The organism is Sulfurimonas sp., assembly GCF_026988655.1.
In the GTDB taxonomy this organism is placed as follows: Bacteria; Campylobacterota; Campylobacteria; order Campylobacterales; family Sulfurimonadaceae; genus Sulfurimonas.
In genome coordinates this window covers 25215-40242 of record NZ_JALSKT010000069.1, presented here as the reverse complement: position 1 = coordinate 40242, position 15028 = coordinate 25215, and the positions used below count along the sequence as shown (strand labels likewise).

Sequence of the window (15028 nt, the reverse complement as noted above, 5' to 3'; positions counted from 1 at the left end):
TCCTGAAAATTTAGCATCGTTAAAGATATTAACACCATCTGCCGCACTAGCACTTACACTTAATCCACCGATTATTAATGGCAATGTTGCCATTGAGAGTAACATTTTTTTCATTTTTTTTCCTTTGTGTTTAAATTACATAAATTATACATTAATAAAATTATATAATTATTAATCCAAATAAAATTATTATATTAATTATAAGGTTCTGCAACAGGAGTTATTGACTCACCGCGTTCTGATTCTATTTTTTCTCTATGCTCAGCCATTTTAACTCTTAAATCATCCATCATAATTTCAGAAACATCATCTTCTTTGAGCCATTTCACTTCATCAATATGACCACCATAATCTTCACCAAGTTTTTCTATGTTTCTCTCAAGTTCATCCAAATCATTACATAACATAATTTTACCATCAACAGTATCTTTAAGTTCTATCAACCAAGTATCACCCTCATTTACACAAATCTTAGCTTCAAATATTACAGCCATTACTATTCCTCTCTCTCTTTTGCAGCATCAAATTCTTTGGCAAAGGCAACCATATCTTCGCGTTTTTTCATATCTCCATTATACATTACTCTATCTACATCAGCATCTGCATTATTTAAGATTTTAGGTACAGCATCACGGTTGTTTATCACTTCCATATGTTCATCAAGTTCATCTTCACTATAAGCCATCTGCATATCTGCTGCTATTACATGGGGAATTGCTTCAACAACACGAAGTTTTTCTAACTCTTCACTTACGCCTTTTCCTTCTATAGTAATGATAACACGCCCCTTTTCATCATGCATGTGATAATCACAAACTTCACAATCCCTTAAGCTTTGTGCCACCTCTTCTACATACTTTGGTAAACATTGTACTACTATACTTGATACATTCATAATTTTAATTCCTTCTATTATTCGTAAATAATTTTTCTAATTTTTTCACCATTTTCAGCACGCATTTTATCATAGAGTCTTTGATATTCTAACTTTTTCTCATAACTAATTGGGGTTCTAAGTGATTTATACTCCACTAACTCTCCATTTTTATAAACACCAGAAACAATTGCTTCAACCCAATAAAAACCTTTATCCTTTCTAAGATTTTTAACAACACCTATCCACTGTTTTTTATTTTTTATCGTAGACCACAAATCGCTAAACGCAGCTTTTGGCATATCTGGATGTCTAACTATGCTATGTGCTTTGCCAACTAATTCAGCTTCTGTGTAACCACTTATTTCACAAAAAGTTTCATTTGCATAGGTAATATTTCCATTTAAATCTGTTCGAGAAATAATCAACTCGTCTTGAGGCACTTCTGTTTCAACTAAAAATTCACTTTCATTAAATTCCATAGCTTCTCCTTATTTAATTTTGTAGTAATTGATTACTTTATCATCACTAGATACAAAAAATTCTTTTTCATTTATAAAGAGGATGTTTGTCAATGTCATTTTATTACCACCGTAGAGTCCAAGTTTACTTTTTGTTGCTGTATTAAAAAGCATGATGTTGTTATTTTCATCATATGAATATGCAGCAATTTTTCCCTTTGGAGACAAGCCTACACTATAAACAATAAAGGGAGCTTTCATATAGTACGCAGAATTTGACTTTAAGTCATAAATCACACTGCGTCTATCTTGTCCAGCAGTTGCAATAATGTTGTTTTTAAAAACAACTTGAAAAACATTATCTAGATTTTCTCCACTTAAAACTTTTAAAAGTTTTCCATCTTTTGTACTTAACAAATGCAAATCACCACTTTCATCGGATATAACCACTTTTGATTTATCTTCATTGAGTGCAAAATTAGAAAATTTCGACTGCGATGCTTGAACTGTCCAGTTCCTTTTATGTGTTACAAAATTATAAGAAATAATATCATTACTTAAAAGCCCAAGTAACAAAGTCTCTTTATCAAGAAATTTTGCTTTAGCAATATGCAATTTTTCAGCAGTTGTAACTGCGTTTATAGATTTCATATTTTCAAATATTTCAACTTTTCTATAACCATGTTCTGCTTGAGACAATAACAATACCTTATCACCTAGCACATCAACAGAAAACACTTTAGCATTAATTGCATCACCCATAAAATCTTTGATTTGAGGAATTGTAATTGTCTTAATCTTACTTTTTTTATTCACATCAAAAATATCTACACAACTTGCAGAGGTAGCTGCATAAAGTTTCGCGCTGTCATAAACTAAATCTGTAACTGCTCCACTAGCCATATATCTTGCATCAGGTTTTTTAACACTTGTTGCAAAAAGAGAAGTTAGCATCAAAAAAAGTAAAGCTATTTTTATCATTTGTTTTCCTTAACATGTATGGCATAAGATGGGCATCGACTTATACAAAAGCCACAAGAAGTACATTTGTCTTGATTGATTGTAGGCATAAACATTGCTTTAAACTCTATAGCATCTTCTAAACACGGATCTTTACAAGAAAAGCACATCACCCCATCCCAGCTCATACAACTCTTAGTATCTATCACTACATCAACATTTATCAACTGTTTATCAGCTATATTTAAAACACCAAACTCACACGCAGTTGCACAATCATCACAATAGGTACAACCACTTTTGGAAAAATCCAAAAAAGGCGTCTTATCCTCACCAATAATTATAACTTGCTCTTGACAAAGAGTGGCACATCTACCATCACACTCTTGACATCCTTTATCAAAGGCATCTTCATCATTAAAATATGGCGGTCGTATGCGTATTGGTTCTTTCTCTTTTACTACATCTTTTACAGATGAAGAGAGAAAGCTAAAAAGCTCTCGTCTTTCCATACTGTTATTTACTACTCTCGTAAGTATTAATGCCTTCCATGAGTTTAGTACCTTGCCAGCTTGATTTATTTGCACCATCTTTATCAGTATAATCAGCTTGAAAGTTGTTTTTAACTGCTAAAGGTTCAGTCGCCTGAGGAGCATGACATTGTGTACAGTTATAACGACCACCATATAATTTACCATGTGTAGACTTTATAGAAACATTTTTAAGTTCTTCACTTGAAGTGTTCTTAATTACATGACCATTTTTCTCTAGTTCACCATCTGCTGCAATAGTTGTTACAGGTCTAAAATCCATAAAGTGAGAAGGTGGAATCGGAGTTGCACCCATACTTGAAGCAACTTCTGGCATATGACATCCTAGACACTGATTATCATTAATTGTAATCGGGATAAGTCCTGTTACATCGTGAGGAATCATAGGTGGAGCATCTTGAAATGCTCTTTTTATCTTATGTCCACTTCCAGCATAATTTTGAGAATATTCTGTCCCATTAGGCTTAATCTCTGCTTCATTAAATAAGCTTGCCTTTCTCAGACCAAGTGAATCTTCACTAATAGTTGCTTTTACAACTTCTTTTTTTGCTGGAGTAGCGTTTTGACTACATCCAACAAAAAGAAGTGTAGCGGTTACTAAACCAAGTGTTATTTTATTTATAATTTTCATTTTACTCTCCCATTTTTTTATTTTGTGCCATGCTTCTAATCGAAAAATTAAGAGCATCATCATCACATACTTCAATACATCTCGCACAATTTGTACATTCACCAGATAAAACAGGTAAAGACTCTTTTCCTACCATATATAGAACCTGATTTTCAGGACAAACTACCTTACATTTCATACATAACGTACAATTCTCTTCAGAATGATGTACTCGAATAAGACTAAATTTACCAAGAATGGAGTAAAACCCACCAAGTGGGCAAATATGACCACACCATCCATTTTTTAAGACGAATAAATCAAAAAGAAAAATCACAAGTACAGCCATCCAACCAAATCCCATACCAAATATGATACCTCGATGAAGCATAGATATAGGACTAATAAACTCAAACGCAGTAACACCCATAATTGCTGATATTACAAGACTTAAACCTAAAACCCAATATCGTAAATTTCTTGAAGCTGGTTGTTTAACACCTGTAAGCTTGTTCATTCCAATAAGTTCACGAACAAAAGCTGCAAAGTCAGTTACCATATTAATAGGACAAACCCATGAACAAAATGCCCGTCCACCTATAATAAAGTAAAAAAACGTCACAACTGCGACACCAACTAAAAGGTCAGTTGCTAAAATAGCACCAGCCGCTAACATTTGTAAGGCTGCATAAGGATCACTCATAGGGACTACATTTAAAATAATGGACGAACTAAGATTTCCTTGAAGCATTGTCCAACCCCAAGCATTCGCACCAAAATATAAAAACAACAAACCTAGCTGTGTAACTCTACGTAAAATCAAATAACGGTAATGATTCCATAAGCTTTTCATTCGTATAGTCCTTCAAGTAAGTCACCATTCAATTTATCTGCAGCTTTTTCCTTACTTATCTCAGTTGTTGTATGGATTGCATGCGCATCTTTTAAACGTTTTTCGTCTTTTTTATCCCAACCTTTTATATAGTAATCACCTGCCTTACCCTGAGCTACTTCACGAGGTAATATATGAATAGCTGGCTTTTCGGTAACACAAGCATGTTCACAAAGTCCACATCCCGTACAAGCGTCAGCATGTACAATTGGTTTCATAAATGCATGTTTCCCAGTACGTTCATTTTTGTTATATTCAATAGTAATAGCATGTCCCAAAAGGGGACAAGCTCTATAACAAGCATCACATTGAATACCCCAAAATGCAATACAGCTTTGTTCATCAACAACTGCAAGCCCCATATCTGCTATATTTATATCTAAGTGTCCATCAGTAGTAACACTAGATACATCTAATGCACCTGTAGGACATACTGGAACACATGGAATATCTGTACACATATAACAAGGTGTATCTCTAGGCATAAAGTACGGTGTACCCAAAGGTTCATGATCGCCTGGTTTTGCAAGCAGGAGTGTATCATATGGACATGCTTCTGCACATAATCCACATTTAATACATGTTTTTAAAAAATCTTTCTCTCCTATAGCTCCAGGTGGTCGAAGTATTAACTGAGAAGCTGTCACTTCATCAATAAAAGCACTCCAGATAAAACCACCCATACTTGCTAGACCTATGCCTCGCGCCATATTGAGAATAAATTTTCGTCTGTCGCTCAATCCTGCTTTTGTCTTCATTTTCTTTTTTTATTCCTAGTTTTTTATGCTTTATAAATTTTAACAGCACATTTTTTATAATCTGTTTGTTTTGATTGTGGACATGTTGCATCTAAACAAACTTTATTTATAAATACTTTTTCATCAAACCACGGAACAAATACAAGTCCACGAGGAGGTCTGTTTCTACCACGAGTCTCTACGTGAGCTTTTACTCTACCACGACGTGATTCAACCCAACAAAGATCACCTTGTTTGAGACCTTTTTCTTCTGCCGTTTTAGGGTTCATATAACATAAAGCCTCAGGAACCGCACGGAAAAGCTCAGGAACACGCATAGTCATAGTACCTGAATGCCAGTGCTCTAGAACACGCCCTGTAGCTAACCAAGTATCATACTCTGCATCTGGCATTTCTGGTGGATCCATATATGGACGTGCGAATATTTTCGCTTTGTCTTTAAGCGATTTTTTCTTTTTATCTGTAATGCCCATTAAGTCACCTTGTGAGAGTGCTTTAGCTAGAGGACCATAAAATGCATGTGTTGAACCATTACCAGATTTTGCCACTGCTTTAGCTGCATATGGATCGTATTTAACATTAAATCTCCATGCAGTCTCTTTACCATCAACAACTGGCCATTTAAGTCCACGAACTTTATGATATGTAACAAAGTCTGCCAAGTCATGACCATGACCACGACCAAATGAAGCATACTCTTCCCACAGGTACTCATGAATCATAAATCCATAACCCTTCCATACTTTACCATCTGAGCCAATAACATTTCTGCTATCACCATTAGATTCTGTGTTGTCATAACCTTTTTGAGGGAATGAATCCATATCAACTTTATAAGATTTAGCTTCTTTATTTGCATAGAGTATTTCATACATTGTTGTATCATCAGTATATCCAAGCGCATGTGCTGCTTTTCTTACATCTGGAAGTTTTTTACCATTTCTAAGCGTATAAGGACCCCATACATCAGCAACTGTAAAACGTTTAGATAATTCAATCCATTGCCACGTATCACTCATCGCATCACCTACAGGAAGAACTTGTTGTCTCCAGTGTTGTGTACGACGTTCAGCATTACCATAAGCTCCCCATTTTTCATAAATCATTGCAGACGGAAGAACAAGATCAGACACCATTGCTGAAATACCAGGATACCCATCAGAAGTTACAATGAAGTTATCCATCTCTCTTGCTGCTTTAATCCAATGTTTTGCAGAAGCTGAATCTTGGTAAGCATTACAAACATTTACCCATGCAAACTTCACAACACCATCTTCAATATCACGATGAATTTTCATAATGTGTTGGTTACCAACTGGATTGAGTGTTCCCTCAGGAATTTTCCATCTATTTTCAGTAATTTTTCTATGTTTAGGATTTTTAACCATCATATCAGCCGGTAAACGGTGACAGAATGTTCCAACTTCACGAGCAGTACCACAAGCTGATGGTTGACCAGTTAGTGAGAATGCTCCAGAACCTGGAAGTGCTTGTTTGTTTAGCATAAAGTGAACATTATAAGAAAGTGTATTTACCCATGTACCACGTGTATGTTGATTCATACCCATAGTCCAAAAAGAGACTACTTTTCTTCCTTTTTCAATGTAAAGATCAGCTAAAGTTTGAAGTTTTTTCTTAAAACTTTCAATAGACTCATCCGGATCACCCTTAGCAATTTTTGCTACATAATCAAGTGTATATGGTGCAAGGAATTTTTTATACTCTTCAAAAGAGATTTCCCAGTGTTTAAGACCAGCAGGTTTATTAACCATATCTTGACCTTCTTTGTAACCATACACTTCCAACGCTGGTGCTTCTTTTGCAGAAACATTATGTACCATTTCGTGCTTGATTGTCTCCATCTCTTTTGCTGTATATTTACCTGCAGAACCATCAGGACGTGCTGGAGAAAGAGACTTTTCACCAGTTCTTCTCATACCATAACCCATATTTACAGGACTTGCAGCAAAGACAATATTTTTCTTTAAAAAATCCCAATCAATTGCATCTGGATTGTTATAAACAATTTCACGAGCGATATAATTCCACATCGCAAGGTCAGTATTTGGTGAAAAGATAATTTCTATATCTGCAAGGTCAGAAGTTCTATGTCTATAAGTAGACATATTGATGACCTTCACTCTTTCTGGGTCAGAAAGTTTTCTATCTGTTACACGAGACCAAAGAATAGGATGCATCTCAGCCATATTTGAACCCCAAGATACAACAGTATCAGTCAGTTCGATATCATCATAACAACCCGATGGTTCATCAATACCAAAAGTTTGGTAAAAGCCAACAACTGCAGATGCCATACAATGACGAGCATTTGGATCAATCGCGTTTGAGCGAAATCCACCTTTCATCATCTTTTGAGCAGCGTAACCTTCCATAATAGTATATTGACCAGATGCAAAAACTGCCACACCCTCAGGTCCACTTGCTTTGAGTGCTTTACGAATGTTAAGTTCCATTTCGTCAAAAGCTCTCTCCCAAGTCACTGGCGCAAATTTACCCTTTTTATCAAAGTTTCCTTTTGCATCCATTCGCAATAATGGTGTAGTTAATCTATCTGCACCATACATAATTTTAGCATTAAAGTAACCCTTAATACAATTAAGACCACGATTAACTGGAGCAGCAGGATCACCTTTTACTGCAACAATTTTACCATCTTTTGTAGCCATCATAATACCACAGCCAGTACCACAGAAACGACAAGCTGCCTTATCCCATCTCCATCCACTCTCAGCTTTAGCTGCGCTTGCTTCTAACTCGGCTGGTACACTCATACCAATTGCCGCTGCTGCAGATGCTGCTGCTGAATTTTTCAGGAATTCTCTTCTAGAAAGTGACATATATTCTCCTTAGAACTTAAAAATCATTAAAACATAAATGCTTTACAGATGCGTATTAACACTAAGTATGATAACTTAATAATCAAAATAAATAAAATATTTATATTTTTTTTTTAAGCTATTGAAAAGAATTAATCTTTTGTGTAGAGAATAGTAACAGATTTAAAAATTTATTTAAGATGAAGTTTTGCAACTGTATCGGCGAATTTTACTTTTTGATTTGCTTTGACTAAAAGTTTTTCAAACATATCTTTTTCAGATAATATAACAATAGTTGAACCCATTTCAAAACAACCGAAGTCATCACCTTTATCTAAATATAAATTATCAAAATCATAGACTTGTTCACTAGCAACATCAGCATTGGTTTGTATACGCGGTTCAAATGCCACTTTCATCACTCCAACATTTAAAGCACTTACTAATACCATATAAAATTTCTTACCTTCTGGCGTTTCACACAGGATTACAACTCTTTCATTTTCTATAAAAAGATTTATACGTTTTTTTAGTGAAGGAATATTTACAGGATAAAATTTTCCCGGAATATGGACTGCTTTTAAAACTTTCAGATTCATAGGGATATGATAACGATGATAATCTTTTGGTGAAAGATAAAAGTTTATAAAGTCACCATTGTGCATATAATCTTTTTCTTCTTGTGTGAAGCTTTTTCCAAGAAAATTATCGGCTTTATAACGCATACCTTTAATCTGCAATGCATAATCATCTACCAATTTTCCACACTCAGTTATAAGAGAATCACATGGAGAGATAAAATCTTGCGCATCAAGTGAAAACTTTCTTGGCTCCTTTAACTTTCTCGTAAAAAGAGCATTTAAACTTTTGTAGGTATTAGGGTGATGAAACTCACTCATATCAAGTCCCATAAGTTTCACATATGTGTTATTGACTATATTTTGAAACCAATGTGGAAACTCTTTTGATGCGAATTTTCCAAATATTTGAGATATTGCTGAAGTAATGTGTCTTTTTTCCATTTTATATAAATCCTTCTTTAATTAATTTTTCTCTTTGCTATTTCTTCTATCAGAACTGTTGCATACGAACCTTTTGGTAAAGTAAAGTTCATCTCATATTGTGCTTCTATCTGATTGAAACGACCTTCAATGTCAGTAGGATAAATCCATGCATATCGTCTTGCTCCATCTGCATTTATTTCATCATCATAATCTTTTTCAATACTCAATGCATTTTGAGTAGCAAGTGTCACTTTTTTACCACACAACAATCCTGTAGGAGAAATTTCTCTTGATTGAAACCTATTTATATCTTCTACATCACCTTCAAAGCTAAAAAGTCTTCCATGCGGATAATGTTCCATAACATCCCCGCTTATCAGCTTAAAAGGATGTTTTTGTTCTTTCATCTTTTTCACTTCTTCATTAGGCATGTTTAATAGACTTTCAATTTCTTCTACCTTGAAACTGTTAACAAGAGAATTGATTTCAAGTCGTCTTGAAAGCCAAAGATTAAATAAGTGACTTTGGTAGGCATTGATAAGAAGTTTTTTTACTCTAGGATTTCGTTCTCTTGCTTCACCTTTTGCAATTTTTTCACCAAGTATATGGTTGTTTCCATCTCTTCCAAATCTTTGATATCCAAAAAAGTTTGGAAGACCAAAAGTATCAATATTTTTCAAAGCCTCATCAATTTTTGTAGCACTTGTTGGATTAACTTTTTTAAGTTTTATGTAAAAACGGTTCCCTTTTAAGTGTCCTATCCTTATTTTATTATTATGATACGTTTTTGAAAGAATTTTAATTCCATCAAAACTAAAACCTTCCAAAGCTTCTTCATACTTTTTATGCAAAGAGATATACTGTACAGTCATTGCATTCTTATCTTTAAGCCCAGCATACCCTATCTCTTTGTTTTTAATGCCCAAATAGCGAGCAAACTGCCCTACCATTTCATTAGTAGTAAGATTCTTCTTTCTTACTTGTAAAATAAGATGTTCACCCTCTCCTGAAAACTCATAAAGAGGTATCTCTTCAACCACAAAATCACGAGGTGACTGTTTAAAGTGAAAATCTATACTTGCATGCTCAAGTGAATAAAATCTATCCATATTATTGTGTTCCTTAAAAATGATGCGCTTTGCATCTGTTTACATATTTGTTTCTAGCTGCATTTGCAAAAATAGTGAGTTTTGTTCTACTTTGCTTGGCACGTCTGCGTATCTTTTTTTCATCTCGTTTATCAAAGGCAACAAGCATCTCATACTCTTCACCACTGCAAGCGATATTTTTGGGTATTTTGTGCAAGAAATCAAGACCAATTTTGTTCAATGTTGTAATTTTATCTAAATCACTATATAAACCATCTGAGATATCCATTCCTGCTTTTAAAAATCTTTGAGTATTTTTTAAAAATTTATTTCGTAATTTAATATTGATAAATTTTGAATTTTTATGAATTTTTCCAAGATTTTGTACTTTTTTTAAGTCTTTTAACGACCTTCCTAGTATTCCTGTATATGCAAACATATAATTTTGTCTAACTCTTAAACGCAGTAACGGGCGCTGCGTTTGAGAAATAATCGTCACTGCAATATCAAGTTTTGTATTACTTATCGTGTCACCACCAATAATGTCAATGTCAAATTCTTTTGCAGCTGAGAGAAAACCTTTGGCTAATTGCTGCATATCCGATTTACTCATATTTTTTGGCATTGCAACACTTAAAAGTGCGTATTTTGGTTCTGCGTTCATCGCTACAGCATCCGAAATATTTACAAGCATTGCTTTTCGTGCAATCTGGAAATAGCTCATCCAACTGCGTTTAAAATGAACATTTTCAAAAAATGCATCTTTTGAATAAACATACCCATTTATCAAGGCTCCATCATCACCAATGTGCTTACTGTTAAATTGTGATATAAAATAATTTTCTAAATTCAAATAAACTTCTTCATATTAAGGATATATTAATAACTGTCAATATAGAATGACAAGCTATTATAACATTATTAGGAAAATTACCATATGAAGCACTCAATTAAGAATATCTTTAAAAATCTTAACACATATTTGTTTTTTGTATTTTTTGTATCATTTTTGTCTGTTGTTTTTACTTTTGAACAACAACTTTCTTTTGATAAGATAGATATTTTAAACAAACAAAAAAAGACAATCAAAAGACTAACTACTCTAGACAAAAGTGACCTTGAATCGGCTCTCATAGAGTTCAATTCAAAAAGTGTTCAACTACAACAAGATATTGAAAAGCTTCAAAGATTATATAAATATAATTTAACAGACAAATATATCTTAAATAACAGCAGTGAATATCTTAACGATTTAAGAGAACTTTCTACATTAATCAAGAAATTTAATAATGCAGTTCACGATTATTATACAAATACAAAAACAGTGCAAAAAAATACAGATGCAGATTTAAAACTTGCATTTCATGAAGTGACAAATAAAATTGATACTATAATTTTAAAAAGCGTTACCTACAGTAAAGAAAAGTTTGATATTTTACAATACATCATAGCATTAGTATTTATACTTATTTTACTTGCAACTTTTTGGTACAGAAGTATGCTCAATTCCATTTTAAAAGATATTGAATATCTACTTAAAATTGATAAGAACAAAGATGAATATGATATTTTTTCACTTGAAACAGATGCCATAGCATTACGAATGAATAGAAAAAGTAATGTAAGTGACAATCCCAACCTTATCGACGCTGTGACTGGCATCAACAACTACAAAGGTCTTATACATTCTTACTCTCATAAAAAAAGTCTTAAAGATAGTCACTTCACATCTGTTACAGTATTAGAGATAGATAATTTTTCAAAATCAAACAGAGCTTACACCCAAGAAGTCGCTCAAGCAATGCTGAAAAAAGTTGCTTACACTATCTCTTTAAATGAACAACCTGCTGATGTCATAGCCAGAACAGACTACAACCAGTTTACCATTGTATTATCACGCTCTTCAAAAGAACAAGCATTTAAAGAAGTAGATACTATTAGAGAAAGTATTTCTGAACTTAAGTTTCATGTACCTGAGACTGGTGCTGTCACAATTACTGTTTCAGGTGGATTTGTTATAAAAGCAAATAATACAAGTTTAGAAGAAGCAATGAAACAAGCAAAAGAAATTCTAACATATGCAAAAAGCATTGGAAAAAATAAAATAATGCAGATTAGAGACCTTGCGCAAAAAGAGATGCGAAAATAATTTAAAATTTTTGTGTCCATAATAGTAACATACTCAAACTTCACACCTATCAACTGCACATTTACTCTATCCTAAGACTATAAACGATATAATCAAAAATATTTTAGTTCTTAATTAAGGATGGGTTAATGAGTATTCCTATTTATACTTACGATGCGATAGTAGTTGGTGCAGGTCTTGCAGGATGTGCAGCAGCTAGAGAATTGCAAACTGCAGGAAAAAAAGTTGCTGTTATTACAAAGTTACATCCATTGAGGAGTCATTCTGGCGCAGCTCAAGGTGGAATTAATGCAGCATTTAGTGATGAAGATAGTGTTGAGCTTCACGAATTTGATACAGTAAAAGGGTCTGACTACTTAGCTGACCAAGATGCTGTTGAATTTATGTGTAAAAATGCACCTGAAACAATTCGTTGGGCAGAAAGAATGGGTGCTGCGTTTAGTAGAACTCCTGATGGAAAAATAGCACAACGTCCTTTTGGTGGACAATCTTCACCTCGTGCATGTTTTGCAAAAGACAGAACTGGTCTTACACTACTTCAAACTATTTACGAACAAGCACATCGTGCTGGTGTTAAGTTTTGGGATGAATGGTATGCTGCTGACATTATCTATAAAGATGGAAAAGTTTCAGGTGTAGTTGCCTTTAATATCCGTGATATGCAAACTGTTATCTTCAATGCAAAATCTGTAATGTTTGCAACTGGTGGATATGCTAGAGCATTCAAGATTAACTCAAATGCGCATGCAAATACTGGTGATGGACTTTCTATCGTTGCGCGTCATGGTCTTCCTTTAGAAGATATGGAGTTTGTACAGTTTCATCCATCTGGTCTTTCTGGAAATGGTGTACTTATTTCAGAAGCTGCTCGTGGTGAAGGTGGAAGACTTTTCAACTCAGAAGGTGAAAGATTTATGGAGAAATATGCTCCAAATGCTCTTGAACTTGCATCTCGTGATGTTGTTGCTCGTGCTATATTAAATGAAATCAGAGAAGGTCGTGGTGTAGGTCCGCGAAAAGATGCTGTTTATCTTGATGTGACACATCTTGGAAAAGATTTAATCATGACAAAACTTCCTGAACTTCGTGAACTTGCTATCACTTTTTTAGGTCTTGACATGATTAAAGAACCTATCCTTATCTCTGCTACTGCACACTACTCTATGGGTGGTATTCCAGTAAATATCGCAGGAAATGTCCGTAAGAACAATGATGAACTTGTAGAAGGTTTCTATGCTGCTGGTGAGTGTTCTTGTGTATCAGTTCATGGTGCAAATCGTCTTGGTGCAAACTCTGTTCTTGAAGCACTTTTATTTGGTCGATATGTTGGAAAAACAATGGTTGAAGAAATTGATTCTATTGAACTTCGTGTAGCAACTGAGGAAGATGCAAATACTGCACTCCAAGAAATAGACTGGTTCTTAACAAATAATGGCAATGAAACCATTCCTGCACTAAGAGAAGAGTTACAACAAAGTATGTCAGCAAACGCAGGTGCATTTAGAACAAAAGAGACACTGACTGAAGCTGTAGAAAAAGTACAAGAATTACGTAAGCGTTTTAAAAATATTCGTATTAAAGATAAATCTACTGTATTTAATACTGAACTACAAGAAGCAATAGAGTTTGGTCATATGCTCGACTATTCTATGTTTATTGTTGAGAGTGCTATTGCAAGAAATGAAAGCCGTGGTGCACACTTTAGAGAAGATTTTGATACACGAAATGATGAAGAGTTTTTAAAACACACTATGGCTTATATGAATGAGAACGGTGAACTTTCACTTGACTATATGGATGTCGTTCTTGGCAAACATGAGCTTAAAACTCGAACTTACTAAAAGGAAAACGAACTTATGAGTACAAATACAATTACTACACAAAAAGTAAACTTCAAAGTATTTCGTTTTAATGCTGATGAAGACTATCTTCCATATTATGAAAACTATGATATGGAAGTCACTTCAGAAGAAGTTGTTTTAGATATTTTAAACAGAATCAAATGGGATCATGATGGAAGTTTTTCTTACAGAAGATCTTGTCGCCACGGTATATGTGGAGCTTGTGGAATAAAAGTCAATGGAAAACCTACACTAGCATGTAAAGAAAGCATGACAAATATGATCGAACTTTTTGGAAATGAGCTCGTTATCGAACCTCAAAGTAAAAAAAGAGCTGTTAAAGATATGATTATCGATAAGGGAGATTTTTGGGAGAAACATGATGCTGTCAAACCTTACCTTATTTCAGACATTGATGAAAATCCTGAAAACGAACATTTAGTTACACCTGAAGAAGCAGATCGATTAGATGATGCTGACTTATGTATACAGTGTGGTGCTTGCCACTATGCTTGTCCAGTTGTTGAAGTCAATGAAGATTTCTTTGGTCCAGCTGCGTTTGCTAAGGCATATCGTTTTGAAATCGATGTTCGTGATGAGGCACATGATACAAGACTTCAAGATTTACATGCAGAAAAACAAGGTCTTTGGGACTGTGTTAAATGTTTTGAATGTGCTGAAGCTTGTCCAAAAGATGTTAATCCTATTGACAAGATTACAAAACTTCACCAAAGGCTCTTCACAGAAGGTGTTGCAACATCTAATGTAGCAACACGTCATGCTGTTGGATTTAAACACTCAATCGCTAAAAATGGTGTTCTTGATGAAGGTGGAATGGTTCTTTATTCAGAAAGAGCAGCCGTTGTTAAACATATACCTCTTGCATTTAATATGTTCAAAAAAGGTAAGATTGTACCACCATGGGGCATTACAAAATCAGAAAATCTTGATGAAATACAAAAACTTGTAAAATCATCATCAACTGCAAAGTTTTAGGAGTTAT

At 34.1% G+C, this 15028-nt stretch carries 15 protein-coding genes; 3 read left to right on the top strand and 12 right to left on the bottom strand.

All coding sequences use genetic code 11. The features are described 5' to 3' along the window. Positions 1 to 194: 194 nt before the first annotated feature. The 12 genes from MV052_RS07560 to MV052_RS07505 all read right to left on the bottom strand — a co-directional run bounded on the left by MV052_RS07560 (position 195) and on the right by MV052_RS07505 (position 10888). Positions 195 to 494 (bottom strand): hypothetical protein, encoded by a 300-nt coding sequence (locus MV052_RS07560; protein ID WP_297442645.1) that lies wholly within the window; start codon positions 492 to 494, stop codon positions 195 to 197. Between the two features lie 2 nt (positions 495 to 496). Continuing rightward, a complete protein-coding gene (locus MV052_RS07555) occupies positions 497 to 895 on the bottom strand; it encodes a chaperone NapD (protein ID WP_297442642.1) in 399 nt (132 codons plus the stop codon). Between the two features lie 17 nt (positions 896 to 912). Next, entirely contained in the window at positions 913 to 1356 is a 444-nt protein-coding gene (locus tag MV052_RS07550; protein ID WP_297442638.1) for a PAS domain-containing protein, read from the bottom strand. Between the two features lie 9 nt (positions 1357 to 1365). Further along, positions 1366 to 2316, bottom strand: a complete 951-nt coding sequence (locus MV052_RS07545) for a WD40 repeat domain-containing protein (protein WP_297442635.1) — start codon at positions 2314 to 2316, stop codon at positions 1366 to 1368. Beyond that, positions 2313 to 2807, bottom strand: coding sequence for a ferredoxin-type protein NapF (locus MV052_RS07540; RefSeq protein WP_297442632.1), 495 nt, complete (start codon positions 2805 to 2807; stop codon positions 2313 to 2315). Before MV052_RS07540 ends, MV052_RS07545 begins: the two co-directional genes overlap by 4 nt. A 4-nt stretch (positions 2808 to 2811) precedes the next feature. Further along, entirely contained in the window at positions 2812 to 3477 is a 666-nt protein-coding gene (locus MV052_RS07535) for a nitrate reductase cytochrome c-type subunit (protein WP_297442630.1), read from the bottom strand. Position 3478: 1 nt separating this feature from the next. Next, a complete protein-coding gene (gene napH / locus MV052_RS07530) occupies positions 3479 to 4309 on the bottom strand; it encodes a quinol dehydrogenase ferredoxin subunit NapH (RefSeq protein WP_297442628.1) in 831 nt (276 codons plus the stop codon). Next, positions 4306 to 5106, bottom strand: coding sequence for a ferredoxin-type protein NapG (napG, locus tag MV052_RS07525; RefSeq protein ID WP_297442625.1), 801 nt, complete (start codon positions 5104 to 5106; stop codon positions 4306 to 4308). Before napG ends, napH begins: the two co-directional genes overlap by 4 nt. Positions 5107 to 5129: 23 nt before the next feature. Further along, positions 5130 to 7964 (bottom strand): nitrate reductase catalytic subunit NapA, encoded by a 2835-nt coding sequence (gene napA, locus MV052_RS07520; protein WP_297442623.1) that lies wholly within the window; start codon positions 7962 to 7964, stop codon positions 5130 to 5132. 170 nt (positions 7965 to 8134) lie between these two features. Then, positions 8135 to 8965, bottom strand: coding sequence for a phosphatidylserine decarboxylase (locus MV052_RS07515; protein ID WP_297442620.1), 831 nt, complete (start codon positions 8963 to 8965; stop codon positions 8135 to 8137). A gap of 17 nt (positions 8966 to 8982) precedes the next feature. Next, a complete protein-coding gene (truD, locus tag MV052_RS07510; RefSeq protein WP_297442616.1) occupies positions 8983 to 10056 on the bottom strand; it encodes a tRNA pseudouridine(13) synthase TruD in 1074 nt (357 codons plus the stop codon). Positions 10057 to 10069: 13 nt separating this feature from the next. Further along, positions 10070 to 10888 carry a thiamine-phosphate kinase gene (locus MV052_RS07505; RefSeq protein WP_297442613.1) on the bottom strand — a complete coding sequence of 273 codons (819 nt, stop codon included), beginning with the start codon at positions 10886 to 10888 and terminating at the stop codon, positions 10070 to 10072. Between the two features lie 84 nt (positions 10889 to 10972). On the opposite strand from MV052_RS07505, the gene MV052_RS07500 reads away from it, so the two are divergent. The 3 genes from MV052_RS07500 (at position 10973) to sdhB (ending at position 15021) form a co-directional block, all read left to right on the top strand. After that, complete coding sequence (locus MV052_RS07500; protein WP_297442610.1) at positions 10973 to 12184, top strand: GGDEF domain-containing protein; 1212 nt, start codon at positions 10973 to 10975, stop codon at positions 12182 to 12184. 128 nt (positions 12185 to 12312) lie between these two features. After that, positions 12313 to 14025, top strand: coding sequence for a succinate dehydrogenase flavoprotein subunit (sdhA, locus tag MV052_RS07495; protein WP_297442607.1), 1713 nt, complete (start codon positions 12313 to 12315; stop codon positions 14023 to 14025). Between the two features lie 15 nt (positions 14026 to 14040). Further along, entirely contained in the window at positions 14041 to 15021 is a 981-nt protein-coding gene (gene sdhB, locus MV052_RS07490; RefSeq protein ID WP_297442604.1) for a succinate dehydrogenase iron-sulfur subunit, read from the top strand. Positions 15022 to 15028: the final 7 nt, after the last annotated feature.

Bases quoted from the DNA above. Each gene is read 5' to 3' on its own strand.
- truD (WP_297442616.1), bottom strand. From the start codon at position 10,056: ATGGATAGATTTTATTCACTTGAGCATGCAAGTATAGATTTTCACTTT.
- MV052_RS07540 (WP_297442632.1), bottom strand. From the start codon at position 2,807: ATGGAAAGACGAGAGCTTTTTAGCTTTCTCTCTTCATCTGTAAAAGAT.
- sdhB (WP_297442604.1), top strand. From the start codon at position 14,041: ATGAGTACAAATACAATTACTACACAAAAAGTAAACTTCAAAGTATTT.
- MV052_RS07535 (WP_297442630.1), bottom strand. From the start codon at position 3,477: ATGAAAATTATAAATAAAATAACACTTGGTTTAGTAACCGCTACACTT.
- MV052_RS07550 (WP_297442638.1), bottom strand. From the start codon at position 1,356: ATGGAATTTAATGAAAGTGAATTTTTAGTTGAAACAGAAGTGCCTCAA.
- MV052_RS07555 (WP_297442642.1), bottom strand. From the start codon at position 895: ATGAATGTATCAAGTATAGTAGTACAATGTTTACCAAAGTATGTAGAA.
- MV052_RS07545 (WP_297442635.1), bottom strand. From the start codon at position 2,316: ATGATAAAAATAGCTTTACTTTTTTTGATGCTAACTTCTCTTTTTGCA.
- MV052_RS07500 (WP_297442610.1), top strand. From the start codon at position 10,973: ATGAAGCACTCAATTAAGAATATCTTTAAAAATCTTAACACATATTTG.
- sdhA (WP_297442607.1), top strand. From the start codon at position 12,313: ATGAGTATTCCTATTTATACTTACGATGCGATAGTAGTTGGTGCAGGT.
- MV052_RS07560 (WP_297442645.1), bottom strand. From the start codon at position 494: ATGGCTGTAATATTTGAAGCTAAGATTTGTGTAAATGAGGGTGATACT.
- MV052_RS07515 (WP_297442620.1), bottom strand. From the start codon at position 8,965: ATGGAAAAAAGACACATTACTTCAGCAATATCTCAAATATTTGGAAAA.
- napA (WP_297442623.1), bottom strand. From the start codon at position 7,964: ATGTCACTTTCTAGAAGAGAATTCCTGAAAAATTCAGCAGCAGCATCT.
- napG (WP_297442625.1), bottom strand. From the start codon at position 5,106: ATGAAGACAAAAGCAGGATTGAGCGACAGACGAAAATTTATTCTCAAT.
- napH (WP_297442628.1), bottom strand. From the start codon at position 4,309: ATGAAAAGCTTATGGAATCATTACCGTTATTTGATTTTACGTAGAGTT.